The sequence below is a fragment of the Nocardiopsis sp. NPDC055879 genome (genome assembly GCF_053615935.1).
Genome location: NZ_JBSHCT010000009.1, coordinates 26,295 through 51,465 on the forward strand (window position 1 = coordinate 26,295; position 25,171 = coordinate 51,465).

General features: G+C 70.0%; 23 protein-coding genes and 1 riboswitch. Of the genes, 14 read left to right on the forward strand and 9 right to left on the reverse strand.

The genetic code is table 11. The annotated features are described in order from the left end of the window. Positions 1-20 precede the first annotated feature (20 nt). Positions 21-632, forward strand: coding sequence for a GNAT family N-acetyltransferase (locus ACWGKS_RS12235; RefSeq protein ID WP_358508217.1), 612 nt, complete (start codon positions 21-23; stop codon positions 630-632). Here the strand turns inward: ACWGKS_RS12235 and metF are convergent. Beyond that, on the reverse strand, positions 547-1,479 hold the full coding sequence (gene metF, locus ACWGKS_RS12240) for a methylenetetrahydrofolate reductase [NAD(P)H] (RefSeq protein ID WP_358508251.1): 933 nt from the start codon (positions 1,477-1,479) through the stop codon (positions 547-549). The two genes, ACWGKS_RS12235 and metF, sit on opposite strands and share 86 nt — an antisense overlap. 354 nt (positions 1,480-1,833) lie before the next feature. Between metF and ACWGKS_RS12245 the strand changes: the two genes are divergently transcribed. From ACWGKS_RS12245 to ACWGKS_RS12255, 3 genes are all read left to right on the forward strand, one after another. Further along, positions 1,834-2,910: a polyprenyl synthetase family protein gene (locus ACWGKS_RS12245; protein WP_358508219.1), complete on the forward strand. Its 1,077-nt coding sequence runs from the start codon at positions 1,834-1,836 to the stop codon at positions 2,908-2,910. A gap of 147 nt (positions 2,911-3,057) precedes the next feature. After that, positions 3,058-4,332, forward strand: coding sequence for a DUF418 domain-containing protein (locus ACWGKS_RS12250; protein ID WP_358508221.1), 1,275 nt, complete (start codon positions 3,058-3,060; stop codon positions 4,330-4,332). Between the two features lie 67 nt (positions 4,333-4,399). Further along, positions 4,400-5,293, forward strand: a complete 894-nt coding sequence (locus ACWGKS_RS12255) for an SDR family oxidoreductase (RefSeq protein ID WP_358508222.1) — start codon at positions 4,400-4,402, stop codon at positions 5,291-5,293. A 118-nt stretch (positions 5,294-5,411) separates the two neighbouring features. Here ACWGKS_RS12255 and thiE read toward each other — a convergent pair whose 3' ends face one another. Together thiE and ACWGKS_RS12265 are read right to left on the reverse strand one after the other, a co-directional pair. Then, positions 5,412-6,074 (reverse strand): thiamine phosphate synthase, encoded by a 663-nt coding sequence (thiE, locus tag ACWGKS_RS12260; protein WP_358508224.1) that lies wholly within the window; start codon positions 6,072-6,074, stop codon positions 5,412-5,414. An 80-nt stretch (positions 6,075-6,154) separates the two neighbouring features. Further along, positions 6,155-6,514, reverse strand: coding sequence for an Rv2175c family DNA-binding protein (locus ACWGKS_RS12265; RefSeq protein WP_358508226.1), 360 nt, complete (start codon positions 6,512-6,514; stop codon positions 6,155-6,157). Positions 6,515-6,601: 87 nt separating this feature from the next. After that, positions 6,602-6,713, forward strand: a riboswitch (TPP riboswitch). On the opposite strand from ACWGKS_RS12265, the gene thiO reads away from it, so the two are divergent. The 7 genes from thiO to thiI all read left to right on the forward strand — a co-directional run bounded on the left by thiO (position 6,711) and on the right by thiI (position 14,811). After that, a complete protein-coding gene (gene thiO / locus ACWGKS_RS12270; protein WP_358508228.1) occupies positions 6,711-7,913 on the forward strand; it encodes a glycine oxidase ThiO in 1,203 nt (400 codons plus the stop codon). (Overlaps the previous riboswitch by 3 nt.) 26 nt (positions 7,914-7,939) lie before the next feature. Next, positions 7,940-8,152, forward strand: coding sequence for a sulfur carrier protein ThiS (thiS, locus tag ACWGKS_RS12275; protein ID WP_358508253.1), 213 nt, complete (start codon positions 7,940-7,942; stop codon positions 8,150-8,152). A 3-nt stretch (positions 8,153-8,155) separates the two neighbouring features. Continuing rightward, positions 8,156-8,953, forward strand: a complete 798-nt coding sequence (locus ACWGKS_RS12280; RefSeq protein WP_358508229.1) for a thiazole synthase — start codon at positions 8,156-8,158, stop codon at positions 8,951-8,953. Between the two features lie 364 nt (positions 8,954-9,317). Then, a complete protein-coding gene (pknB, locus tag ACWGKS_RS12285; RefSeq protein WP_358508231.1) occupies positions 9,318-11,273 on the forward strand; it encodes a Stk1 family PASTA domain-containing Ser/Thr kinase in 1,956 nt (651 codons plus the stop codon). Positions 11,274-11,398: 125 nt separating this feature from the next. Next, entirely contained in the window at positions 11,399-12,064 is a 666-nt protein-coding gene (locus tag ACWGKS_RS12290) for a response regulator transcription factor (protein WP_358508233.1), read from the forward strand. A 186-nt stretch (positions 12,065-12,250) separates the two neighbouring features. Continuing rightward, complete coding sequence (locus ACWGKS_RS12295) at positions 12,251-13,276, forward strand: 6-phosphofructokinase (RefSeq protein WP_358508234.1); 1,026 nt, start codon at positions 12,251-12,253, stop codon at positions 13,274-13,276. Between the two features lie 242 nt (positions 13,277-13,518). Further along, positions 13,519-14,811 (forward strand): tRNA uracil 4-sulfurtransferase ThiI, encoded by a 1,293-nt coding sequence (gene thiI / locus ACWGKS_RS12300; protein ID WP_358508236.1) that lies wholly within the window; start codon positions 13,519-13,521, stop codon positions 14,809-14,811. 85 nt (positions 14,812-14,896) lie between these two features. Here the strand turns inward: thiI and aroF are convergent, their stop codons facing one another. Next, positions 14,897-15,943, reverse strand: a complete 1,047-nt coding sequence (gene aroF / locus ACWGKS_RS12305) for a 3-deoxy-7-phosphoheptulonate synthase (protein ID WP_358508238.1) — start codon at positions 15,941-15,943, stop codon at positions 14,897-14,899. Between the two features lie 371 nt (positions 15,944-16,314). Here aroF and ACWGKS_RS12310 point away from each other — a divergent pair, with 371 nt between their 5' ends. Then, the gene (locus ACWGKS_RS12310; protein ID WP_358508240.1) at positions 16,315-16,947 is read left to right on the forward strand and encodes a molybdopterin-dependent oxidoreductase; all 633 of its coding nucleotides are present in this window, start codon (positions 16,315-16,317) and stop codon (positions 16,945-16,947) included. 55 nt (positions 16,948-17,002) lie between these two features. Here the strand turns inward: ACWGKS_RS12310 and macS are convergent, their stop codons facing one another. The 3 genes from macS to ACWGKS_RS12325 are packed head-to-tail and all read right to left on the reverse strand — an operon-like array spanning position 17,003 to position 19,851. Further along, positions 17,003-18,148, reverse strand: a complete 1,146-nt coding sequence (gene macS, locus ACWGKS_RS12315) for a MacS family sensor histidine kinase (protein ID WP_358508255.1) — start codon at positions 18,146-18,148, stop codon at positions 17,003-17,005. Positions 18,149-18,151: 3 nt separating this feature from the next. Further along, the gene (locus ACWGKS_RS12320; RefSeq protein ID WP_358508241.1) at positions 18,152-19,045 is read right to left on the reverse strand and encodes a hypothetical protein; all 894 of its coding nucleotides are present in this window, start codon (positions 19,043-19,045) and stop codon (positions 18,152-18,154) included. Continuing rightward, positions 19,042-19,851, reverse strand: coding sequence for an alpha/beta hydrolase (locus ACWGKS_RS12325; protein ID WP_358508243.1), 810 nt, complete (start codon positions 19,849-19,851; stop codon positions 19,042-19,044). Before ACWGKS_RS12325 ends, ACWGKS_RS12320 begins: the two co-directional genes overlap by 4 nt. Before the next feature lie 416 nt (positions 19,852-20,267). On the opposite strand from ACWGKS_RS12325, the gene ACWGKS_RS12330 reads away from it, so the two are divergent. Next, a complete protein-coding gene (locus ACWGKS_RS12330; RefSeq protein WP_358508244.1) occupies positions 20,268-21,086 on the forward strand; it encodes a lysophospholipid acyltransferase family protein in 819 nt (272 codons plus the stop codon). A 119-nt stretch (positions 21,087-21,205) separates the two neighbouring features. On the opposite strand, the gene ACWGKS_RS12335 is transcribed toward ACWGKS_RS12330, so the two are convergent. Together ACWGKS_RS12335 and ACWGKS_RS12340 are read right to left on the reverse strand one after the other, a co-directional pair. Then, a complete protein-coding gene (locus ACWGKS_RS12335) occupies positions 21,206-22,153 on the reverse strand; it encodes an ROK family glucokinase (RefSeq protein WP_358508245.1) in 948 nt (315 codons plus the stop codon). A 129-nt stretch (positions 22,154-22,282) separates the two neighbouring features. Then, positions 22,283-22,762, reverse strand: coding sequence for a hypothetical protein (locus ACWGKS_RS12340; RefSeq protein ID WP_358508247.1), 480 nt, complete (start codon positions 22,760-22,762; stop codon positions 22,283-22,285). A 486-nt stretch (positions 22,763-23,248) separates the two neighbouring features. Between ACWGKS_RS12340 and ACWGKS_RS12345 the strand changes: the two genes are divergently transcribed. After that, the gene (locus ACWGKS_RS12345; protein WP_358508248.1) at positions 23,249-25,057 is read left to right on the forward strand and encodes an AMP-dependent synthetase/ligase; all 1,809 of its coding nucleotides are present in this window, start codon (positions 23,249-23,251) and stop codon (positions 25,055-25,057) included. Positions 25,058-25,171 lie beyond the last annotated feature (114 nt).

The window sequence follows — 25,171 nt, forward strand, 5'->3', positions numbered from 1 at the left end:
CCACCGCCTACTCTGGACCCGTGGCAGTCGACACCGAGTTACGTGAACTCGCCCCCGGCGCCTTCGCGCACGTCGTTCCGGCGCTTTTGGAGGTCTACGAGGCCGCCATGCGACCACCCCCGGAACAGTTGCCGGGCCGGGCCTCCGTCATGCACGGTCACACCCGCTATCCGGGGTTCCGCGCCATCCTGGCCGTCCAGGACGAGCGCGCGGTGGGATTCGCCTACGCCTTCCACGGTGCGAGTGGCCAGTGGTGGCACGACGTCGTCACCACGGGTATGCGCGTCCGGGGGCGGCGGGGCCACCTCAAGCGCTATCTGAGCGACCCCCTGGAGATCGCCGAGGTGCACGTACACCCCGACGCCCAGAACCTGGGCATCGGCCGCCGCATGCTGCACCGACTGTGCGAGGGAAGGCCCGAACGCACGGCCGTGTTGTCCACGCGTTCGGGCCCTTCGGCGGCACGCCACCTCTACCGCTCGTGCGGGTTCGTCGAGGTGCTGGACCCGTTCTCCTTCCCGGGGAGCCCGGACCAGCCCTTCTCGATCATGGCCGCGCGTCTGCCGCTGACGGCCCCTGCCGCTCCGGAGCGATCTCCCGGTAGATCTCCCTGGTGGCCGTGGACTGGTTGAAGGTGATGAAGTGGATGCCCGGCGCGCCCTCCGCCAGCAGCCGCTCGCACATCTTCTGGGCGTGCTCGATCCCGAACGCCCGCACCGCCTCGGCGTCGTCGCCGAAGCTCTCGAAACGCTCGGCCAGCGCACGCGGGAACGGGGCGCCCGACAGCATCTCCGAGCGCCGGATCGAGGCCGTCTTCACCACCGGGAACACCTCGGGGATGATCGGGATGTCACAGCCCCGGGCGGCCACCCGGTCGCGCAGCCGTAGGTAGTCCTCGGCGTCGAAGAACATCTGGGTGATGGCGTAGTCGGCGCCCGCCCGGCACTTGCGCACGAAGTGGTCGGTGTCGACCTCGACGTCGGCCGATCTCGGGTGCTTGTAGGGGAAGGCGGCCACGCCCACGGAGAAGTCGCCGCTCTCCTTGAGCAGGCGGACCAGTTCCTCCGCGTAGGTGAGTCCCTCCGGGTGCTGGACCCACGCGCCGTCGGGGTCGCCGGGCGGGTCACCGCGCACGGCCAGCATGTTGGACACACCCGCGTCGCACAGGCGACCGATGAGGTGGCGCAACTCGGCGACGGAGTGGTCGACCAGCGTCATGTGCGCGACCGGCATCAGCGTGGTGTCGGTGGCGATGCGCTCGGTGGTCTCCACCGTGAGGTCGCGGGTACCGCCGCCGGCTCCGTAGGTGACGGAGACGAACGAGGGACCCAGCGCCTCGATCTCCCGGATGGCCCGCCACAGACGCTCTTGCGAACGGGCGTTGCGGGGCGGGAAGAACTCGAAGGAGAACAGCGGCTCGCCCGAGTCGAGCAGGTCTCGGATATGGCGCGGCCTGGGGGCCGGGCCTCGGGGCGCCACGAGGCGCGTGGGTGCAGCGAGCATGCTTTCCACCCTAGGCCAGGACCTCCGATTCGCGGACACCTCATCTCATGTTTCAAGATACCTATCGGCGACATCGTCTCACGTACCATCATGTGAGACAGGGGGATTTTTACCGGAAACCTCCTGTTCGACCCAGATCTGAACCAAAAGTCCCTATTATGGCGGGTTTTCGCTGATCCGAGACCCCACTCCGAGGGGTGCGCCCGCATCACGACTTGTCCACATTTCGGACACCGAGAATTCCATCACCGGGAACCGGCCCTCACACCCTTGCCCGGCCGCCGAACACCCGGGCCCCTACCCTCTCGACCAGGGACTAACCTGCTGGGTATGGCCCCTTCTACTGCCTTTTCAGCCGTGTCCGTCATCCGTTCCGACGTGGACCGCGAACTGTCCGACTTCTGCGCCGAACACCGTGTCCGGCTGCTGGAGATCGGCCCCGAGCTGGCCCCCGCCATGGATTCCTTGGAGGCGATCGTCTCCAGCGGCAAGCGGCTGCGTCCCACCTTCGCCTACTGGGGGTGGCGCGGCGCGGGCGGGGCCGAGGGCGACGCCAGGATGATCCGCGCGGCCGCGTCCCTGGAGTTCCTCCAGGCCTGCGCGCTCGTGCACGACGACGTGATCGACAACAGCGACACCCGGCGCGGCGCCCCCGCCACCCACAAGCGCATGGCACGGCTGCACGCCGACCAGGGCTGGAGCGGCGACAGCGACGGATTCGGTCGTGGCGCCGCGATCCTCATCGGTGACCTGTGCCTGACCTGGTCCGACGAGATGTACCAGGCCTGCGGGTTCGTGCCGCGGACGCTGCAGGACGGGCGTGCTCCCTTCGACGCGATGCGCACCGAGGTCATGGCCGGGCAGTACTTGGACACCTTGGAGCAGGTCCGCGGCATCGAGACCCGTGAGGCCGCCCTTCGGGTGATGCGGTACAAGACCGCCGCGTACACGGTGGAGCGTCCGCTGCACCTGGGGGCCGCGTTGGCCGGGCGGGGCGAGGAGCTCGCCCGGGTCTACACCGACTACGGCGTCCCGCTGGGGATCGCCTTCCAGCTGCGCGACGACCTGCTGGGCGTGTTCGGCGACCCGACCACCATGGGCAAGCCGGCCGGTGACGACCTGCGCGAGGGCAAGCGGACCCTGGTGGTGGCCGAGACCCTGGCGCGGTCCGGTGAGACCGACGCCGAGCGCTTCCGCTCGCTGCTGGGCGTGCCCGACCTGTCGACGGACTCGGTGGAGTGGATGTGCTCCCTGGTGGAGTCCAGCGGCGCCCTGACCGCCTGTGAGTCGCTGGTCGAGGAGTACTCCGAGCAGGCGCTCGCCGCACTGGAGGACCCGGAGCTGGACGAGGGCGCGCGTGACCCGCTGCGCGAGTTGGTCGTCGCGGCCACCCGCCGCTCCCACTGATCGGCGATCCGCCCGAACCCCGAACCCCGAAGGATTGATTTTGGGGTCTTCGGGGTTTTTTATACCCTTTTTCAAATTACGCCCACAGCCCGATTCCGGCATGAATCGGAATCCACGATAGACCTTGAAACCGGAGCGCTCCCTCCCATGGCCAGAAACACCGCCCCTCTCGGGCCGACCACCACGGCCGAACGGGCACTCGCTCCGGACCTCGCCCGCGGCTTCATGCTGCTCTTCATCGCCCTGGCCAACACGGTCTGGTACCTGGGGGCCGCACCGAACACCGGCATCACCGCGCACCCCACCCCTGAGGGCGCACTGGACGATGTCGTGCAGTTCTTCACGGTCATGGCCGTGGACATGCGCAGCTACCCGATGTTCGCCTTCCTGTTCGGGTACGGCATGGTGCAATTGGCCAGGCGCCAGGAGGCGGCGGGTGCCGACGTCAAGGGCGTCGACGCCCTGCTGCGCCGCCGCAACCTGTGGCTCCTCGTCTTCGGCTTCTTCCACGCACTGCTGCTGTGGATGGGCGACATCCTCGGCGCCTATGGCATGCTCGGGCTGGTCCTGGGATGGCTGTTCCTCCGGCGCAAGAGCGGGACACTGCTCGTGTGGGGCGCCGTGCTGACCGGCCTGCTCGCGCTCCTGTCCGTGATCGTCCTCCTGCTCCTGCCGATCCTCGGCGAGGTCGACATGGGCGATCAGGACGTTCTGGTCACGGCCGCCGACATCGCCGAGACGTCCATCCTGTCCGCCGCGGTCATGCGAATGCTGGCCTGGCCCCTCAGCGTCGGGCAGGGGCTGCTGATCCCGGCCTTGCCCGCCGCAGCCCTGTTCGGGTTCTGGGCCGCGCGCCGCCGGATCCTGGAGGAGCCGGAACGGAACCTGCCCCTGCTGCGCGGGGTCGCGATCGTGGGCATCACCGTCGGCTGGCTCGGCGGTCTCCCCCTGGCGTTGGCCCAGATCGGCGTGTGGGACCTGGCCCCGATCCAGGGGCAGGCGCTGGCCATCCCGCACATGTCGACCGGCCTGTTCTGCGGGCTCGGGTACGTCGCGCTGATCGCCCTGGTGGCGTACCGGGTCCGGGAACGGGGACGAACCCGGGGCATCCTGGTGAGCGCCCTGAGCGCGACGGGGAAGCGCTCCCTCAGCGCCTACCTGGCCCAATCCGTGCTGTGCGCGCCGCTGCTGGCCGCATGGGGCCTGGGGCTGGCCGCGCACATGTCCTCGTGGACGATGTTCCTGTACGCGGTCGGGGTGTGGCTGCTCACCGTGGTGGGCGCCTACGCGCTGGAGCGCGCGGGGCGTCGTGGCCCGGCCGAGGTGCTGTTGCGCCGCCTGACCTACCGGCGCATCACCCGTACGATCGCCCCTGTCACGGGTGGGAACGAGGAGGCTCCCCAAGAGCACACCACCCGCTGACCGATGAGCTCAAAAAGGGGCGTGCCGATGAGCGGCCGGCACGTCCCCATACTCCAGGATGGCTGTCATGGGTGACGATCACATGACAAACCACACCATAGGGGTGACCGGAGCCACGGGAGCGGTGGGCGGGCGCGTGGCCGCCCGGATCGCTCGGCTCGGGTCGACACAGCGATTCATCGTGCGCGACATCAATCGCGCCCCGGAGTACCCGGGCAGCAGCGCGTCGATGGCCGACTACGAGGACGGGGCCGGGTTCACGCGGGCCTGTCGGGGGGTGGACACCCTGTTCCTGGTCTCGGCCACCGAGTCCGAGGAACGAATGGAGACCCACGTCAGCGCGGTGGACGCGGCGGTCGAGGCGGGGGTCTCCCGGATCGTGTACCTGTCGTTCCTCGGTGCGGGCCCGGCCTCGACCTTCACCTTCGCCCGGACGCACTTCTTCACCGAGGCGCACATCAGATCCACCGGTGTGTCCTACACGTTCCTGAGACCGAGCCTGTACCTGGACCTGCTGCCCCATTGGGTGGACGACGAGGGAGTGGTGCGCGGCCCGGCCGGTGACGGTCGGGCCGCGTGGGTGTCCCGGGACGACGTGGCCGACGTGGCCACCGCCGTCCTGACCGACCCCGTGGTGATCGCCGCGTCGGAGCGGACCACCTACGACGTGACCGGCCCGGAGGCGTTGTCGGTGGGCGCCACGGTGGAGAAGCTGGGCAGGCTCACCGGCCGCACCATCCACTACGTGCCCCAGAACTGGGAGGAGGCGCTGGAGTCACGCCGGCGCACCGGAGCCGCGGAGTGGGAGGTCGAGGGGTGGGCGTCGTCGTACGCGGCGATCGCGAACGGGGAGATGGACGTGGTGGCCGATACCGTGCCGAGCCTGACCGGGCACCCGGCGCAATCCATCGAGGGTTTCCTGCGCCGTCATCCGAGCGCGTTGGCGCACGTCGCGGTCTGACATCGGCGGTCTCTTCCCGACCACCGCCGTGCGGAGTGCGCGGTCGAGTTCGGCGGACCCGAGGTGCTGATCCCCGGGAGGTTCCCCGTCACCGGGTCCGGTGAGGCGTCGCCTCGGTTCAGGCCCGCGCGGTGAGCCGTTCCTTGAGGGCGACCGCCGCGGCACGGGGGTCCTCCGCCTCGGTGATGGCGCGCACCACGACGACACGCGAGGCGCCGGCGTCGAGCACCTCGTCGATGGTGGTCAGGTCGATGCCGCCGATGGCGAACCAGGGTCGTTCGGTCCCCAGTGCGGCGGCCTTCTCCACCAGGGCCGGGCCGGCGGCAGGGCGTCCCGGCTTGGTGGGGGTGGCCCAGGTCGGTCCGACGCAGAAGTAGTCGCTGCCGGCTTCCTCGGCGGAGGCCATGGCGGCCTCGACGTCGTTGTTGGATCGCCCGATGACGGGGTCCGCGCCGATGATGTCCCTGGCCATGGACACGGGCAGATCGCGCTGTCCCAGATGCAGAACGTCGGCGCGCACCGCGCGGGCGATGTCGGCGCGGTCGTTGACGGCGAGCAGCGCGCCGTGGCGTTCGCACGCCTCGCGCATGACCTCCAGCGCGGCGAGTTCCTCGCGGGCCTCCAGCCCCTTGTCCCGGAGCTGGACGATGTCCACCCCTCCGGCCAGGGCCGCGTCCGTGAACTCGGCGAGGTCACCGCGCTCGGTACGGGCGTCGGTGCACAGGTACAGAAGGGATGCGTCCAGGCGCTCGCGCAGGCTGGTTCCGTGGTTGGTCCTCACACCCGACACATTAGGCCCTGGTCGTCGAGAGACCCAAGGGCGCACCCCCCGGTGCGCCCCATGGAGCGAACGGCGATCACTCAGAAGGCCATGGCCTGGGCGCGGCGACGCACCTCGGTGCCCCGGTTCTCGCGCATGGCCTGGATCGGGGTCCCCGGAAGGGTGTCGTCCGGTGTGAAGAGCCAGCGCAGAGCCTCCTCGGTGGAGAAACCCGCGTCGGAGAGCAGCACGATGGTGCCGGGCAGCCCCTTGACGAGGTCGTCACCGTCCAGGAAGGCGGCGGGGATGGAGAGTTCTCCCTTGCGAACCACGCCCATGAGGCGGTTCTCGCGGATGAACGTCTTGATCCGGTTCGGGCTGACGCCCAGCGGCTCGGCCGCCTCGCGCAGGGTCAGCCAGTCGCCGACCAGTTCGTCGATGTCGAGGTCTTTGTGTGTCACCCTCCCAATCTGCCACACCCCACCGGCCACCGAGGACCGCCCGAACCCGTGCGGGGTCACCTGGCCTAGGATGGCGGGGAGCGAACAGACATGTCCCGCGGGAGCCGGGTGGACCCGGCTGAGAGGGAGACCGAGCAGTCTCCGACCGCACGAACCTGATCCGGATCATGCCGGCGAAGGGAGGGGAGCGCGCACCATGCGCGACTTCGAGGATTCCCGCTACAGGACCGGTTCCGACACCGATGGTGTGGTCGTCGTCGGTGGCGGCGTCATCGGGAGGGTGGTCGCCTGGCGGGCGGCCCGACACGGTCTGGACGTCACCCTGGTCGAGCCCGATCCCGTCACCGAACCCGCCGACGCGCGTTCCTCCTCCGCCGTCGCGGCGGGCATGCTCACGCCCGCCACCGAGGCGATCTTCGGTGAGGAGGAACTCATGGGACTCGGCGTCCGCTCCGCGCGGATGTACGACTCCTTCGTCGCCGAGGTGGAGGCGGACTCCGCCATGTCGGTGGGCCACCACCGCACCGGAACGCTCCTGGTCGCCTTCGACCGGGACGACCTGGCCGTCCTCGATGAACTCCACGACCTGCAACGACGTCTGGGCATCGCCACCGAGCGGTTGAACAGTCGAGAGTGCCGCCGGTTGGAACCCCACCTGGCCCCTTCGGTGCGGGGCGGGGTCCTGGCCCCAGAGGATCACTCCGTCGACCCCCGCCGTCTACTTCCGGCCCTGGCCCGGGCCGCCGAACGCGCGGGCGCGCGCGAGGTGGCCGGGGCCGTGACCGAGGTCTCCTCCCCCGGTCCCGACGGGGCCCGGTTGGGAGTGCACCTGGCCGACGGCACCGTTCTGCCGACCCACCAGGTCGTCCTCGCCGCGGGTTGCCTGAGCGACCGGATCACCCTGCCCGCGCCGGTGCTGCCTCCGATCCGGCCGGTCAAGGGACAGTTGTTGCGCGCCCGGGTCCGTGAGGGGGAGCCCCCGCTCGTGGAGCGGACGGTGCGCGGCCTGGTCCGCGGCTTCCCGGTCTACCTGGTGCCCCGCGCCGACGGCGAGGTCATCGTGGGCGCGACCCAGGAGGAGCTGGGGTACGACACCGCCCTGACCGCGGGCGGGCTCTGGCAGGTGCTGCGGGACGCGCGCGAACTCGTTCCCGGGGTCACCGAGCTGGAGGTCACCGAGACCTGCGTGGGCCTGCGCCCCGGGTCCCCCGACAACCGACCCCTGCTGGGCCCCACCCGGGTGCCGGGACTGCACCTGGCCGTGGGCCACTTCCGGCACGGGGTGCTGTTGGCCCCCGTGACCGGAGAGGTCATGGTGCGGGCGCTCACGACCGGGGCCCTGCCCGAATACGCGCATGGATTCGCCGCCGACCGGCCGCTGTCCGATGGCGGCGCGTGAGACGAACCGACGACGTGGGAGTGACTGTGGAACTGATCATCAACGGCGAGAGTCGCCAGAGCACGGCCACCACGGTCGAGGCGGTCGTACGCGACCTCACCTCGGCCGGCGACGGGGCGATCCCCGGCGGGATCGCGGTGGCGATCAACGACGAGGTGGTGCGGCGCACCGCGTGGGCCGGCACGGACCTGACGCCGGGCGACCGCGTGGACGTCCTGACCGCCGTACAGGGAGGCTGAACCATGACCGACATCCTCGACACCCGCCCCGATGTCGACACCGTCGAAGACCCCGTGATCATCGCCGGCGTCCCCTTCGGCTCCCGCCTCATCACCGGAACCGGCGGCGCGCCCTCCCTGGAGGTGCTGGAGGAGGCCCTGCTGGCCTCGGGGACGGAGCTGACCACCGTGGCCATGCGCCGGGTCGCCCCGGGCACGCAGGGATCGGTGTGGGACGTCCTGTCCCGCAACGGCATCCGTCCACTGCCCAACACCGCGGGCTGCTTCACCGCCGTGGAGGCCGTGCGCACCGCCAGGCTGGGGCGCGAGGCCTTGGAGACCGACTGGGTGAAGCTGGAGGTCGTCGCCGACGAGCACACGCTGCTTCCCGACCCGGTGGAGCTGTTGGAGGCCGCGGAGACACTCGTGGACGACGGTTTCACGGTGTTGCCCTACACCAACGACGACCCGGTGCTGGCCCGGCGTCTGGAGCAGCTCGGCTGCGCCGCCGTCATGCCGCTGGCCGCTCCGATCGGCTCCGGTCTGGGCATTCGCAACCCGCACAATCTGGAGCTGATCGTCGAACAGGCCGGCGTGCCGGTCATCGTCGACGCCGGCATCGGTACCGCCAGCGACGCGGCCCTGGCCATGGAACTGGGGTGCGACGCGGTGTTGTTGGCCACTGCCGTGACCCGTGCCCAAGACCCGGCCCTGATGGCGCGGGCCATGCGCGACGCGGTCCGGGCCGGTAGGGACGCCCGCCGTGCCGGGCGCATCCCGATCCGGCGGCACGCCCTTGCCTCCAGTCCCGACGTGGTCTGAGCGAAGTACCACTCGACCTGCCCGTCCGAGGTCCGTGTCCGGGCAGGTCGGAGCGGTCGCCGCGGCCCTCGGTCAAGAGCCGGCCGGTGCGGCGCCAAGCGAAGGTTTGGTGTCGTCCCCTACCTTGGATGGAATGTGTGTGCCGTGAGAGGGCACCGCACCCACCGAGACAGCCCAGGCGCGCGCACCCCCCGAGCGCACACGGACGGCCCGTGTGTCGCACAGTGCGGGGCCGCCGCGACCATGAACCGCGGGGCAGAACCGACTCCGGATTCCGCTATCGTGTCGGTTCGACATCTGGTGTCGGGTACGCGCCATCGGCCGCGATCTCCCGCGCTCCCCGCAGCAAGGACACAACTCCGCCGTGGACATGACGACTTCCGACCCGCTTGTAGGCGCGACGCTGGACCGTCGCTACTTCGTCGAGTCCAGGATCGCCGGTGGTGGTATGGCGACGGTCTACGTCGCCCACGACCTCAGGCTGGACCGCAGACTCGCTCTGAAGGTCATGCACCCGTCCCTGGCTCAGGACCCCTCCTTCGTCCAGCGATTCATCAACGAGGCGCACTCCGTCGCCAAGCTCTCGCACCCCAACGTGGTCCAGGTCTTCGACCAGGGCGAGGACCAGGGACACGTGTTCCTGGCCATGGAATACGTACCGGGGCGCACGCTGCGCGACCTGCTCAAGGAGCGCGGCCGGCTGACCGCCCGTCAGGCGCTGAACTTCATGGCCCCGGTGCTGGCCGCCCTGGGCGCCGCGCACCAGGCCGGCATGGTGCACCGTGACGTCAAACCCGAGAACGTCCTCATCACCGAGGACGGTCGGGTCAAGGTCGCCGACTTCGGTCTGGCGCGCGCGGTCGAGCAGTCCAACCAGGGGCTGACCCGCACCGGCACCCTGATGGGCACCGCCGCCTACCTGGCGCCCGAACAGATCGAGAAGGGCGTGGCCGACGCCCGCAGCGACGTCTACGCCGCGGGCATCATGTTCTACGAATTGCTCACCGGTGGCCAGCCGCACACCGGTGAGACCCCCATCGCCATCGCCTACCAGCACGTGAACGAGGACGTGCCGAGACCCTCGCACTTCCTGCCGGGGCTCTCCCCCGATGTGGACGCCCTGGTCACCAAGGCCACCGAGCGCGACCCCAGGTACCGGCCCGGTAACGCCGGTCAGTACCTGTCCAAGGTGCTGGAGGTCCTGAGCACTCTGCCCGAGTCGCCCTCGGGCGCCCAGGAGCGCATGACCCCGGTCGCGCCCACCGGCGCGGCGGGCGTCACCATGACCGCGCCCCAGCTGATCGCGGGTGGCGCGGGACCGGGTACCGAGAACGCCACGATGGTCGTCGACATGAACGCCGCCGCCGACTACGACGACGACTACGGCCCGGACGACGAGGGCGGCTCCTGGTTCTCGCGCAACCGCCTGTTGGTGGTGGGCGCGGCCGCCATGGCGCTGCTCGTGGGCGTGGTCGGCTGGTGGTTCCTGCTGGGCCGCTACGAACCCGTCCCCGACGTCGTCGGCGCCACGCCCGAGGTCGCCCGGGACGAGATCCGGTCGGCCGGATTGATCTACGACCTGTCCGACGATCAGGTCTACAGCGACGTCGCCGTGGGCGAGGTGGGCTCCACCGACCCCGAGGTGGGCGAGCGGCTCTCCCCCGGCGACCCGGTGACCGTGTACGTCTCCAAGGGGCCGCAGGAGGTGGAGATGCCCGACATCGCCGGGCAGAACATCGCCGACGTCCTCAAGGACCTGGAGGACCTGGGCTTCGTCGCCGACCGGATCGAGCAGGAGGAGGTCGAGTCGCCCGACGTCGATCCGGGTCAGGTCATCTCCAGCGAGCCCGAGGCGGGAGCGACCGCCGACCGTGAGGAGACGGTGACGCTCACCGTCAGTAAGGGCATCCCCGTGCCGAGCCTGGCCGGTGAGGAACGCGCGGACGCCGAGTCCACCCTGGAGGAGCTGGGCCTGACGGTCGAGATCGTCGAGGAGGACAGCGAGAACGTCGATGAGGGTCAGGTCATCGACCAGACACCCGACACCGGCACCAACGTGGGTCCCGGGTCCACCGTCACCCTGACCGTGTCCACCGGCCCGCCGGACGTGGAGATCCCCGACGTGGTCGGCGAGAAGATCAAGGACGCCCGCGAGGCCCTGGAGGACGCCGGCTTCAAGGTCGAGGTGGAGCGCATCCTGGGCGGCCGGATCATCGGTCATCAGTCGCACTCCGGGGAGGCCCCGGAGGGCACCGAGATCACGATCACGGCGACGCCCCGCGGTGTGGTCATCGACGGGGACGACGAAGACGACGACTGACCACCGAGGTGGGTCCACCATCGCGGGGAGGGGCGGGGAGCGTGTGCTCCCCGCCCCTCCCCGCGTTCGGACCGAAGCGGCCGGCCCGCTGTGTTCCCGGGCCCACTCCCGCTACGCTCGGCGGCATGGACGGCGAGAACATCCGGGTACTGGTGGTCGACGACCACCCCATGTGGCTCGACGCGGTCGCCCGAGACCTCGGTGAGGCGGGGATGACGGTCGTGGGCACCGCCGGCGACGGCGCCAAGGCGATGCGCATCGCGCCCGCGGCCCGCCCCACCTTGGCGGTGGTGGACCTGCACCTGCCCGACACCACCGGGGTGGAACTCACCGCCGCCCTGGTCGCCCTGCCCGAACCCCCCAGGGTGCTGGTGCTGTCCGCGAGCGGGGAGAGCGAGGACGTCCTGGCCGCGGTCAAGGCCGGCGCCACGGGCTATCTCGTGAAGTCGGCCGGGCGCGAGGAACTCCTGGACGCGGTGCGCCGTGTCGACGCCGGGGACGCGGTCTACACCCCCGGGTTGGCCGGTCTGGTCCTCGGCGAGTACCGCAGACTGTCGAGCGAACACGATCGTTCGCGGGAGGGGGACGACGGCACGCCGCGGCTCACCCCCCGCGAGACCGAGGTGCTGCGTCTGGTCGCCAAGGGGTTGGCCTACAAGCAGATCGCGCGGCGGCTGACCATCTCCCACCGCACGGTGCAGAACCACGTGCAGAACACCCTGACCAAACTGCAGCTCCACAACCGCGTGGAGCTGGTGCGTTACGCCATTGACCAGGGGCTGGACGACTGAGCGCGTCCCGGTCGGTTCCCACCGGCCGGGACGTCCGGCTCTTTCGGACATCATCGGCCCCTGATGGGGTGTGGATTTCGGAAAGGCCACCGCCCTTCGGGGTTGGCCCGGACTCCCCGCTCCCACTATGGTCTAGACCATATGGTGCCGAGCACCAGAACACATCCAACGTCGAGGAGAAGTCGAATGCGAGTCGGGGTCCTGACCGGTGGCGGAGACTGCCCTGGTCTGAACGCTGTCATCCGCGCCGTGGTCCGTAAGGGCATCAAGGACTACGGCTACGAGTTCATCGGCTTCCGGGACGGCTGGCGTGGGCCCCTGGAGGGCGACACCATGCCGCTGGACGTCAGCGCCGTGCGCGGCATCCTGCCCCGCGGCGGGACCATCCTGGGCTCCTCGCGCACCAACCTGATGAAGATCGAGGGCGGCGTCGAGCGCGTCAAGGACAACATGGCGGGGCTGGGCGTGGACGCCCTCATCGCCATCGGCGGCGAGGACACCCTCGGGGTGGCGCGTCAGCTGCACGACCGCGGCGTCAACGTCGTGGGCGTGCCCAAGACCATCGACAACGACCTCAACGCCACGGACTACACGTTCGGGTTCGACACCGCCGTCAACATCGCCACGGAGGCGATCGACCGGCTGCACACCACCGCCGAGTCCCACCACCGCGCCCTGGTGGTGGAGGTCATGGGCCGGCACGCCGGGTGGATCGCCCTGCACTCGGGCATGGCGGCGGGCGCCAACGTCATCCTCATCCCCGAACGGCCCTTCGACATCGACGAGGTCGTCAAGCACGTCCAGAGCCGATTCGAGACGCAGTACGCCCCCATACTCGTGGTCGCCGAGGGTGCTCACCCCAAGGAAGGCCAGATGGAGCTCGCCACCGGCGAGAAGGACTCCTTCGGGCACGTGCGCCTGGGCGGCATCGGCCAGAACCTGGCCGAGGAGATCGAGCGGCGCACCGGCAAGGAGGCCCGTTCGGTGGTGCTGGGCCACGTCCAGCGCGGCGGCACCCCCAGCGCCTTCGACCGGGTGCTCGCCACCCGCCTGGGCGTGAACGCCATCGAGTCCGTGCACGACAAGGCCTTCGGCAAGATGGTGGGCCTCCAGGGCACCGACATCGTCCGGGTGGACCTGGCCGAGGCCACCGACACGCTCAAGACGGTCCCGGCCGAGCGTTTCGAGGAGGCCGAGGTCTTCTTCGGCTGATGCCCTATCGCTGAGCGCCTCCGCTAGCGCTTCGGCGTGTTCGGGCGTTCGCGCCGGCGTTCCACGGCCCCTTCCGTGCCGGGAGGGGCCGTTCGTGTGTCCGGCGACCGGTCCGGGAATGTACCGAGCGCTCCTTGGATTGTTCGATACTGGAAGACAACGGTGGGCACGCCCGGTCCCACCACCCACCCCCTCCCGCCTCACCGGGCACGAAGGCATCATCTTTTCCGGAGGTAAGCACCATGTCCGCGTCGCTGGAGTCCGCGCCGATCCCCGCAACCGAGGTCGGAGCCGACGCCGGGCTCGGCGAGCTCTGCGTGCTGATGAAGCTCGGAGAGATCGTCCTCAAGGGTTCCAACCGCAAGCTGTTCGAGCGCCGGCTGCACAACAACATCCGTTCCTCGGTCCGCGACCTGGGCGACATCCGCCTCTCCCAGCGCGGCGCCGGCGTGATCATCGTGCGCAAGCCCGAGGCGTCGGACCTGGAGATCGCCGAGATCGCCGACCGCATGGCCAACGTCATGGGCGTGGTGTGGGTGCACCTGGTGCGCCGGGTCCGCAAGGACCTCGACGCCATCGTGGACCTGTCCGTGCGTTCCATGGCCGACCGCGAGGGCACCTTCGCGGTGCGCGCCCGCCGCCGGGACAAGCGTTTCGAGATGAACTCCGGTGAGCTGGCCGGCTTCCTCGGTTCCAAGATCATCGAGGCGCACGGCTACAAGGTGAACCTCAAGCGCCCCGACAACACCCTGTACGTGGAGATCGACAAGGACGAGGCGTTCGTCTTCACCGACGGCGTCCCCGGCCAGGGCGGTCTGCCCGCCGGGATGAGCGGTCGTGGCCTGGTCCTGATGTCGGGCGGCATCGACTCGCCCGTGGCCGCGCACCGGATGATCCGGCGCGGGCTGAAGGTCGACTTCCTGCACTTCTCCGGGATGCCCTTCACCGGCCCCGAGTCGATCTACAAGGCCTACAGTCTGGTCCGGCAGATCGACCGCTACCAGGTGGGTTCGCGCCTGTTCGTGGTGCCCTTCGGCAAGGCCCAGCAGCAGCTGAAGAGCTCGGGCATCGAGCGCCTGCAGATCGTCGCCCAGCGGCGGCTGATGCTCAAGACCGCCGAGGCCCTGGCCGACGACCTGGGCGCGGAGTGCCTGATCACCGGCGACGCCCTGGGTCAGGTCTCCAGCCAGACCATGACCAACCTGACCGCGCTGGACGACGCGGTGGACATGCCGATCCTGCGGCCGCTCATCGGCATGGACAAGACCGAGATCATGGACCAGGCCCGCAAGATCGGGACGCTGGCCATCTCGGAGTTGCCCGACGAGGACTGCTGCACGATGCTGACCCCGCGTCAGGTGGAGACCGCCGCCAAGATCGCCGACCTGCGCACGATCGAGAAGCGGATGGACGCCGAGGAGCTCGCGGAGTACCTGGTGACCACCGCCCAGATGCACAAGCCCAGCTTCCTGGGCGACGCGGCGCCCAAGAAGGGCGTCGTGCCGGCCGCGGCCACCGCCGTGCCCACCGTCTGACCGACCGAACACGAGGGGAGCGGCGCCCCCGAGGGCACCGCTCCCTTTCTCGTACGCGCTTCGACCGGGTTCCCTGGGAACGCGTCTACACGTCGGCGAGCTCGCGCGTCGGGGCCGGGGTGAGTGTACGTCCGCTCAGGGTGGCCAGCGTGCCGGCGACGTCGCGCAGAACGCCCAGGTCCTCCTCTACCAGGGCCTGGGGGCCGTCGCAGAGGGCGGTCTCCGGGTTGGGGTGCACGTCGACGATGATGCCGTCGGCGCCGATGGCGATGGCCGCGCGGGACAGCGGCAGGACCAGGTCGCGCTTGCCACCGGAGTGGGACGGGTCGACGATCACCGGCAGGTGGGTGAGGTTCTGCGCCACCGGGACCGCGCTGATGTCCAGGGTGTTGCGGGTGGCCTTCTCGAAGGTGCGGATGCCGCGCTCGCACAGCACGACGTCGAGGTTGCCGCGCTGGGCGATGTACTCGGCGGCCATCAACCATTCCTCGATGGTGGCGCTCATTCCGCGCTTGAGCAGGACGGGCTTGCCCGCGTCACCGGCCGCCTGCAGGAGCGCGAAGTTCTGCATGTTGCGGGTGCCGATCTGGAGCATGTCCGCGTGGGAGGCGACCAGGTCGACGTCGGCGGCGTCCACGACCTCGGTGACGATCGGCATGCCGGTCTCGTCGCGCACGTCGGAGAGGATCTTCAGGCCCTGCTCGCCCAGTCCCTGGAAGGCGTAGGGGGAGGTGCGGGGCTTGTAGGCGCCACCGCGCAGAAGGGCGGCGCCGGCGGCCTTGGCCATGTGGGCCGCGGCGAGGGTCTGCTCGGGCGTCTCGACCGCGCAGGGACCGGCGATGACGGTCATGTTCTCGCCGCCGATCGGCACGCCCCGGACGCTGACGACGGTTCGGCTGTCGTGGTTCTCGCGGCTGACCAGCTTGTACGGGGCGGAGATGCGCAGCACGTCGCCGACCCCGGGCTTGGCGCGCAGACCCAGGTCCTGGAACCGCTCGACGTCGCCGACCAGACCGATGATCGTCCTGCTGACACCGCGGGTCACGTACGCCTCACCCCCGGAGGAGGTGATCAGCTCGACGAGTGCGTCGATGTTGTCGGCGGTGGCGTCCGGTGCCATAACGATGACCATGTGGGTTGTCCTTGTTCGTCGGTTGGGCGGCAGTGCCGCTGAGTCGTCTCGCCTGGCCGGTCCGGTCCGGTGGAACACAAAGGAGCCCCGGGCCTTTTCCGGCCCGGGGCTCCTGGTAAGTCGTCTGTGTCAGCGCAGGGCTTTACAGGCGACCGGGGAGATGGGCCGGTAGCCATAAAAGCGCCAAAAGTTCCGCTGCATGGCTGTGACTATAGCGCACGGCCATGGCGGGCGCGCACGTCCGGGGCGAGTGATCTGGCTCTCGTCGGCGCCTGACAGGATGATGGACGCCGCGCTGCCACATCGGTGTGGAGCGTGTACGGTCCGTCGGCGGACGCCGGCGGGCGAGCGAGTCTTGCGGGGGGAGCCCAGTGTCCGAGGGGTCGGAGGCCGAGGGTACGGGGGGCGACCGGGACGGGTTGCCGCCGGGACAGGCGGTGCGCCGCGAGCACAAGCCGCTGCACTACGGGCGGGTCCCCTCCTTCCGACCGGGGCGGTGGGACTTTCGCGTGTTCGGCGCCACCGAGTCGTTGGGCACCTATCGGTGGGACTGGAACGAGTTCTCCGAGCTGCCCCGTGCACGGGAGGTGCGCCACTTCCACTGCGTGATGCGGTTCACCGTCCCGGACGTGCACTGGGGCGGGGTACGCGCCACCGACCTGGTGCGACTGGCACCGCCCGCCCCCGAGGCCACACACGTGATGGCCTGGGGCGAGTACGGCTACAGCGCCAACATGCGCATGGACGACTTCCTGTCCGAGGGGGTGCTGCTGACCACCCATCGTGACGGAGCCCCGCTCGCCCCCGAACACGGCTTCCCCCTGCGCCTGGTGGTGCCGCACCTGTACGGGTGGAAGAGCGTGAAGTGGCTTCGTTCGGTGGAGTACATGGTGGGCGATCGCCGCGGGTTCTGGGAGGACCGCGGCTACCACAACCGCGCCGATCCCTGGGGCGAGGAACGCTTCTCCCACCAGGAGGAACCCGGTGCCGGCCCGCCCCTGTGAGTCGGAGCGTCGTGCCCGCCGATCATCGGCCCCTCGTGGGCCTCGGCTCCCGGGCTCAGGTGCCCGGTCGGGGCACGCGCATCTCGAACTCGGTGCCCTCCCCCGGATCGCTGTGGACCTCGGTGCTCCCACCCAGATCGCGCACGCGTCCGAGGATGGACTGGTCGACCCCCAGACGGCCCTCGGCGCGCGCCCGCTCCAACCGGTCCGGTGGGATGCCGGGGCCGTCGTCGCGCACGGTCACCACGACCGCGTCGGGTTCGTCCTCCACGAGCACCCAGACCCGGGTCCCCTCCGGACAGTGCCGTTCGACGTTGTCCAGGGCGGCCGCGACCGCGGCGGTCAGCTCACGGGCGGTGAGGTCGGGCAGTTCGACGCGGGTGGCGGGCGCGGCGACGGTGACCCGCACCGTCTCCAGCGGACGCAGCAGGTCGCGCAGGTCCAAGGGGCCCGCCGCCCCGGCGGGGGCGGCCGGGACCGCCGCCGTGGCACCCAGGCCGTCCGCGACCAGTGACCGGAGCCGGACCTCCTGCTCGCCTGCCATCCGCCCCAGCTCTGCGGCCTCTCCCCCGATCTCGTCACCGCGCCGCCGCACCAGGGCCAGCACCTGAAGTACCGAGTCGTGGATGGAACGGGCGAGTTGCTCCCGTTCCCGGATACGCGCCTCCAGGGTGACGGCCTGGGCGAAGCGCTCCTCCGCCTGTTCGGCCACCCGCGCCATGTAGCCCACGGCCAGGCCGGTCAGCAACAGCAGGACCACGCCCCGGGCGGTGGCCCCGGTGATGGCGGCGTCCATGATCACGCGCAGGGTGAGGTCTGCGATCCCGTAGGCGATGGCGACCGTGGCGGCGCCTCGACGGCCCCAGATGACGCTCGCGGCCAAGGCGGCCCCGGCGAACCAGTAGGCGCTCAGCGGCGGGGCCTGGGTGAGGTAGAAGGGGGCCGCGGCCGGGGCGGTGGCGAACAGGCAGCCGAACGCGACCAGCAGGTCGGCGCACAGGAATCGGGAGGTACGGCGGGAGGGGACGGCGTAGACCTGGTGGGTGACCACCGTCCAGATCGCCATCATCACCAGAGTGAGCCAGGCGACCCAGGGGCGCTCCAGGTACTCGTGGTGTTGGGCGACCAAGACCAGCGCGTGGACCAGGGTGATGGCCCGGTAGAGGGCGAAGGTGCGCCAGAGGGGGACGTCGAAGCCCAGGGCTCAGACCACCGCCCCGTCGTCGGGACCGTTGTCGCCCGGGGAACGGGAGTCGGTCATGCGCAGGATCAGAACCACGAAACTGCCCAGGAACACCAGGACGCCCAACAGCATCGACCAGTCGGGCAGGGAGACGCCCAGGAAGGCGGCGCCGAACAGCAGCGCCGGCACACCCAGGAGACCGAACCAGGCGGCGATGCCGACCCGGTCCCCCTGGATCAGTGGAGAGGGCTGCGGGGGTTCGTAGTGGCCCTCCCGTTCGGCCTCCGCCCGGCGCCGGTCCTCCTCACGGGCCTCATCGTCGTCGTCCTCGGTATCGCGGGGCAGACCGGCGAGGATGTCGCCGAGTTCGTTGTCGCGCTCGTCGGGTGCGTCGAGGTTCTCCGCGTCCGGCCAGGCGATCCGACCGCGCTGTTCACCGGCGGATTCGTCCTCGTCGTAGAAGCGGGCGACCAGGTCGTTCCAGACCGCGTCGTCGTCGGAGCGCCCGGTCCCCTCGGCCAGGTCGGTGGCGGGACCGTCCAGGAGGTCGCCGCCGATCGGGGGTTCGGGGCCCTCCTTGACGACGGAGGCATCCGGGCCGGGCTCGTCCTCCCCGCCGGCACGGGGGTCGGAGGGTGGTGCGAGCAGGTCGGTGCCGTTCAGGTCGGGCAACTCGGAGCCCAGCACCTGTTCGGCTGCGCCTCGTTCCTCGGCGTCGACGTACAGGTGGTCTGTCGGCGGGTCCTCGACCTGGCCACCGGTGGGCTCCAGGACGTCCTCCTCCAAGGGGACCGCGTAGGCCGCGATACCACTACGCCGGAGCGCCTCCAGCATGAGGTCGGCGTGGGACGGCGCGAGGAGGATCAAAGGGACGTAGGCGTCGGCGAGCAGGCCGTTGCCCCGACGTTGCGTCATCGGTCGGCTCCTTCCTCGCTTCTACCGAGCTCTCGCACGAAGGCGAGGCTGCCCTCGAAGATGGTGGCGGCGTCATGGTCGAGGGTCGCCACGTGGTAGCTGTCGTGGAGCAGGTGGATCGTCAGCCGGGTGTTGACCGCCCTCCTTGCGAGGATACGCAGACTCTCCGGTCCCACGACGTGGTCCTGTGCGCTGCGGTAGGCCAGGATCGGCGCGCGCAAACCGGACATGCCGTCCTGAACCTCGCGCCACAGCTTCGGGAGTGTCGCAGCGGCCGCGGTGGGGACCCGGTCGTATCCGCCCTCACCGGCCGGCGCCCCGGCCGGTGCGAGGGCCACGTCGCTGCCGACCCCGGGCGTGGAGGGTAGGAGGCGGGCGGCGAAGTGACGGATGGGCGCGATGAACGGGAGCCGCCGGTCCTCCACCGTCAGGGACGGGTTGACCAGCACGACGCCCCGCACCACGTCGGGGTTCTCCTGGGCCAGGCGCAGGCTGAGGGCGCCGCCCATGGACAGCCCCATGACGTACACCTCGTCGCACCGCGCGGAGAGGTCGAGGAGGGCCGCCTCCACGGCGGCGTACCAGTCGTCGCTTCCGGTGGTGGCCATGTCCTGCCAGGTGGTGCCGTGACCGGGCAGTCGGGGCAGTTCGACGGTGAGGCCGTACTCGGCCAGATACTCGGCCCAGGGGCGCATCGAGTAGGGCGAGCCGGTGAACCCGTGGCAGAGCAGCACACCAGTGCGGGACCCGACGTGACTGTAGGGGTCCGCCCCCGGGATGAGGGGATGGGTGCTGGTCGGTCTCACTGGGTGTCTCCCGGGGATCGTGCGGCGGGGGGATCGGGATGGTGGACTCCCCAGCCGTGAGGCTAGTCGCTCGGACGAGCGTTTGTCATCGAGTGCACGGTAACGTTCCCTTGCCCGAACCACGCGCGGGCCGGGCGTGTTCCCGGGTTCGCGTGTTCCCGTGGCGTGGGTCGGCCCCCGACCGGGCCGGACCGGTGAGTATCCTCGATGGTGCCCCGCGGTACGGCCCCTCCCCACGACGGACACCGGCGTCCGGTTCCGGACACGTTGGTGGTCACTCGTGCGTGGTGGGAGGATGACCCGAGTCAACCTCCCCCGTCGCCGTGTGGGGGTGTTCGTTGTCGGCCGAGCGGGACAGTGAGACGTGGCAGACCCTGCCCCAATGCTCCCCGCGTGTGCAGGGGTGATCTGAAGCGATGTTCTACTGGGTGGTCAAGGCGATCCTGGGGCCGGTCCTGGCCGTGTTGTGGCAGCCCCGCGCCGAGGGCGTGGAGAACGTGCCGAGGCGCGGTCCGGCCATCATGGTCAGCAACCACCTGTCGTTCTCCGACCATTTCTTCGGGCCCTTGCCCCTGCCCCGTAAGATCACCTTCCTCGCCAAGGCCGAGTACTTCACCGGCACCGGCGTGAAGGGGTTCGTCAGCAAGGCGTTCTTCACCGGCGTGGGCCAGATCCCGATCGACCGGTCCGGCGGCAAGGCCAGCGAGGCGGCGCTGCGCACCGGTCTGCGCGTGCTCAAGCGCGGTGACCTGCTCGGCATCTACCCCGAGGGCACCCGTTCCCCCGACGGCAAGCTCTACCGCGGTCGCACCGGTGTGGCCCGGCTGGCGCTGGAGGCCAAGGCCCCGGTCGTCCCGATGGCCATGATCAACCTGGACAAGATCATGCCCCCCGGCCGAACCGTCCCCAAGCTGGGCGTGCGCCCCAAGGTCGTGTTCGGTAAGCCGCTCGACTTCTCCCGCTACTACGGGATGGAGAAGGACCAGCGGGTCCTGCGCGCGATCACCGACGAGATCATGTACGCGCTGATGGAGCTGTCCGGCCAGGAATACGTGGACCGCTACGCCCAGTCGGTCAAGACCGAGCTGGAGGCGGAGGCCAAGGAGGCCCGGCGCGAGGAGCACGCCGACGCCAAGGACCGTCGACGGTCCCTGCGCGCGGAACGCAAGGCCGAACGCAAGGCCCTAAAGGAGGCCAAGGCGGAGAAGGCGAAGGGCGACCCCGAGGACGTCTGAGGCTCCGGGCAGAGCACGAGGGGGCCGGTACCGAAGGAGATCCTTCGATACCGGCCCCCTTCACGTGTGTCCGGGCCCCGACACCGTCTCGGCGGGTCGGAGGGGCCGTTACGGACCGATCAGTGCCGGGCCAGGTCGCCGGCGCCGACGATGCCGGCGGCACCGCCGAGTTCGGCCACCCGGACCTCGGCCAGGCGACGCCCCGGCCGGCCGGAGACGTGTCGGGCGAAGGACGCCCGGACGGGGTCGAGGATGATGTCGCCCGCGTCGGAGACGCCTCCACCGAGGACGAAGCACTCGGGGTCGAGGATGGCGGCGAGGTCGGCCAGGCCCAGTCCCGCCCACTCCCCCACGATCCGGAAGCAGTCCAAGGCGGCGGCGTCGCCCTCCAAGGCGGCCTGGGTGATGCACTCACCGCCGATGCCGTCCACGGTCCCGCCCGCGATTTCGAGCATGCGACGAGCGTGTTCGGGGTCGGTGCGGGCCAGGTCCTGGCCCTCGGCGACCAGCGCACGGCCGCTGGCGTACTGCTCCCAGCAGCCGTGGTTGCCACAGGCGCAACGACGTCCGTGCGGCACCATCCGGTAGTGCCCCACCTCCGCGGCCACACCGAAGCGTCCACGGTGCAGTTCTCCCCCGAGGACGAGACCGCCTCCGATCCCGGTGCCCAGGGTGACGCAGACGACGTGGTCGCTGTCGCGGCCGGCGCCGAAGCGGAACTCGGCCCACGCGGCGGCGTTGGCGTCGTTCTCGATGACCACGGGCAGTTCGACCCGTTGTTGGACGCGTTCCTTGAGGGGTTCGTCGCGCAGCCCCAGGTTGACGGCGACCTGGACGGTGGATCGGTCCTCGTCGACGAAGCCCGCCACACCCACACCGACCGCCTCGATGGGCGTGTCCGGGATGCGGCCGCGCAACTCCTCCACCGCCTTGGCGACGGTGTCGGCGAGCTGGCCGGGGTCGTTGGCGGGGGTCGGGTACTTGACCTTGTCCAGGATCTGCCCGTCGTGGTCGACGACACCGGCGGCGACCTTGGTTCCACCGATGTCTACGCCGATGGTCGGCATGGGGGCGGCTCCTTCACACTTTCGCCCAAAACCTGACATAAGTAGCGGGCTTGATGTCATCAGGTTTTCAAATGGTGCAAACCCCTCGATTAAACCAGGCTCCACACGCCGCGAACACCCCGGTGACGACTACGCCTCACCTCGGTTCTCGCCCTCCTCGACGGCGGAGGGGTCGTCGGCCGAGGACTCACGGCGCATCCGCTCGTCACGCGCACGGTCGTGGTGCTCGCGTTCCTCTCTCTCGGCGCGGGCACGCTCGGCCTCCGCGCGCCCCTGTTCCAGACCGCGCTCGACCACGCCCCAGGTCCGCCCCAACGCGCCGGCCAGGGACAACCCCGCTCGCCCGAGGTGACCGGCGACCTCCGGAGCGCTCTTGCGCACGATGTCGGCGAGCTCCTCCAGCGGAGGACGTTCCTGTTCGCTCTCCATCCGGATGGCCTCCTCCCACACGTCGCCCTTCGGTTGTGGGTTGGTGACCGCGTTCACGCCGCGCCGCACGCCCGCCGCGAGCAGCTTGCGCTGGAGCGTGTCGACCAGCCGCAAGGCATCGTCGATGAGGTCGGGGCCATCGTTGCGGGAGCTGTTCCGTCCACCGTTGTTCTCGGTCATGTCTGGCGAGCCTCCTGTCGTCCGTGGCATCACGTTAACCGCACGGGGAAGGCGCGTGCGGGGCACTCAGGGCAGGTTCAGGGAGGAGTCAGGGATGACTCGGGGCCCCGACCACGTTGGGAGGGTCGAAAGGGGTACACGCCGGCGGGAGCGCCGAGTAGCCGAGCCGACACAAAGAACTGCTATGTACAGGATGTGCACGAGGGTCACGGCAGGCGATAGTCTCTTGCCCCGCGTGAGGAGCGACCCTGGCCGCCCGCCTGACCTGCATACATTCAAGAGGGGCGCCGGGCCTGACCCCGCACGGGCACCGACACGGAAAGGGTCGGGAAAGCGACCTGAGCAGTGTTTTCCCCAAACCCCGCACGTCAAGCCCGGATCACCGTTGGATACCGAACGACAACCCTTCCTACTCACGAGTAGGATCGTGTTGTTACGGTCGTCACGTCCCCATCCACCACACCCGTACATGTCCAGGAGCACCACGTGCGCGAATACAGCTCTCCCGCGAAGCCCGAGATCTCCGACGAGGCACGGCTGACCGACACGCTCTTTGCGCGCGCGGCCACCGAGCCGAAGGCCGTCGCCGCCCGCCGTCAAGAGCAGACCGGTGCCGGCCCCTGGCGCGACGTGACCGTCGAGCAGCTGCACGGTGACATCGTCGGATACGCCAAGGGCCTCATCGGTGCGGGCATCGGGCAGGGCGACCGCGTCGCCATCATGTCGCGCACCCGCTACGAGTGGACCGCCATCGACTACGCCGTCTGGGCGGTCGGCGCCATCGTCGTACCGATCTACGAGACCTCCTCCGCCGAGCAGATCCAGTGGATCCTCTCCGACTCCGCGGCCAAGGCCGTCTTCGTGGAGACCGACGCCCACGCCGAGCGCATCGAGTCCGTCAAGGGCGAGACTCCCGAGCTCGCCAACGTGTGGAGGTTCGACGGCGACGACCTGAAGACCCTGCGCGCCGGCGGCTCCGAGGTCACCGACGAGGCCCTGGAGGAGCGCCGCACCGCCGTCAAGGCCGACGACCTCGCCACCCTCATCTACACCTCCGGCACCACCGGCCGCCCCAAGGGCTGCCAGCTGACGCACCGCAACTTCCTCTTCATCGCGCACTCGGCCCTGGAGGGCCCCGCCAAGCCCATCATCAAGGAGCACGAGGGCGTCCCCTCCACGATGCTCTTCCTTCCCCTGGCGCACGTCTTCGCGCGTTTCGTCCAGGTCATGGTCATCGAGGGCAAGGCCGTCCTGGGTCACTACCCCAGCACCGGCCCGGACCTGATCGACGAGTTCTCCGTCTTCAAGCCCACCTTCCTCCTCGCGGTCCCTCGCGTGTTCGAGAAAGTCTTCACCAAGGCCCAGCAGAAGGCCGAGAGTGAGGGCAAGGGCAAGATCTTCAACCTCGCCGCCGACACCGCGATCGAGTACAGCCAGGCGCTGGGCAAGGGCAGCGTGCCGTTCACGCTCAAGCTCAAGCACGGCCTGTTCAAGAAGCTCGTCTACAGCAAGCTGATGGACCGTCTCGGCAACGAGGCCAAGTACGCGGTCTCCGGTGGTTCCGCCCTGGGCTCGCGCCTGGGTCACTTCTTCCGCGGCGCCGGCCTGACCATCGTCGAGGGCTACGGCCTCACCGAGACCACCGCCCCGACCTCGGTCAACAGCCCCGGCTTCAACAAGATCGGCACCGTCGGCCAGCCGATGCCGGGCACCACCGTCCGCATCGCCGACGACGGCGAGATCCTGCTCAAGGGCGACCACATCATGGTCGGCTACTGGCAGAACGAGAAGGCCACCGCCGAGGCCTACGAGGACGGCTTCTACCGCACCGGTGACCTGGGTTCCCTGGACGACGACGGGTTCCTGAGCATCACCGGCCGCAAGAAGGAGATCATCGTGACCGCGGGCGGCAAGAACGTCGCCCCGGCCGTCCTGGAGGACCGGATCCGCGCCCACGCCCTGGTCAGCCAGTGCATGGTCGTCGGTGACAACCGCAAGTTCATCGCGGCGCTGGTCACGATCGACCCCGAGTCCTTCCAGCTCTGGAAGGAGCAGAAGAACAAGAGCGGTGAGATCTCCGACCTGACCGGGGACGCCGACCTCAACGCGGCGATCCAGGAGGCCGTCGACGACGCCAACAAGGCCGTCTCCAAGGCCGAGGGCATCAAGAAGTTCAAGATCCTGCCGCAGGACTTCACCGAAGAGGGCGGCCAGATGACCGCCTCCCTGAAGGTCAAGCGTCACGTGGTCTCCAAGCAGTGGAGCAAGGAGATCGACGACATCTACGCGGGCTAGGCGACGCGTAGGTTCCAAGGATCTTCGAGAGGGGGTGGGCGCCCCGGGGGGGGGGGGCCCCCGGCGCGCCCCCGCGGTTTGGTGTGCGGGCGGGGCGTCCCGCAGCCGGTCGGC

Excerpts from the sequence above, each read along its gene's own strand:
- ACWGKS_RS12255 (WP_358508222.1), top strand. The coding sequence starts at position 4,400 with ATGGGTGACGATCACATGACAAACCACACCATAGGGGTGACCGGAGCC.
- aroF (WP_358508238.1), bottom strand. The coding sequence starts at position 15,943 with ATGGTCATCGTTATGGCACCGGACGCCACCGCCGACAACATCGACGCA.
- thiI (WP_358508236.1), top strand. The coding sequence starts at position 13,519 with ATGTCCGCGTCGCTGGAGTCCGCGCCGATCCCCGCAACCGAGGTCGGA.
- ACWGKS_RS12330 (WP_358508244.1), top strand. The coding sequence starts at position 20,268 with ATGTTCTACTGGGTGGTCAAGGCGATCCTGGGGCCGGTCCTGGCCGTG.
- ACWGKS_RS12340 (WP_358508247.1), bottom strand. The coding sequence starts at position 22,762 with ATGACCGAGAACAACGGTGGACGGAACAGCTCCCGCAACGATGGCCCC.
- ACWGKS_RS12320 (WP_358508241.1), bottom strand. The coding sequence starts at position 19,045 with ATGACGCAACGTCGGGGCAACGGCCTGCTCGCCGACGCCTACGTCCCT.
- ACWGKS_RS12250 (WP_358508221.1), top strand. The coding sequence starts at position 3,058 with ATGGCCAGAAACACCGCCCCTCTCGGGCCGACCACCACGGCCGAACGG.
- ACWGKS_RS12290 (WP_358508233.1), top strand. The coding sequence starts at position 11,399 with ATGGACGGCGAGAACATCCGGGTACTGGTGGTCGACGACCACCCCATG.
- ACWGKS_RS12295 (WP_358508234.1), top strand. The coding sequence starts at position 12,251 with ATGCGAGTCGGGGTCCTGACCGGTGGCGGAGACTGCCCTGGTCTGAAC.
- thiO (WP_358508228.1), top strand. The coding sequence starts at position 6,711 with ATGCGCGACTTCGAGGATTCCCGCTACAGGACCGGTTCCGACACCGAT.
- ACWGKS_RS12335 (WP_358508245.1), bottom strand. The coding sequence starts at position 22,153 with ATGCCGACCATCGGCGTAGACATCGGTGGAACCAAGGTCGCCGCCGGT.
- ACWGKS_RS12280 (WP_358508229.1), top strand. The coding sequence starts at position 8,156 with ATGACCGACATCCTCGACACCCGCCCCGATGTCGACACCGTCGAAGAC.
- ACWGKS_RS12245 (WP_358508219.1), top strand. The coding sequence starts at position 1,834 with ATGGCCCCTTCTACTGCCTTTTCAGCCGTGTCCGTCATCCGTTCCGAC.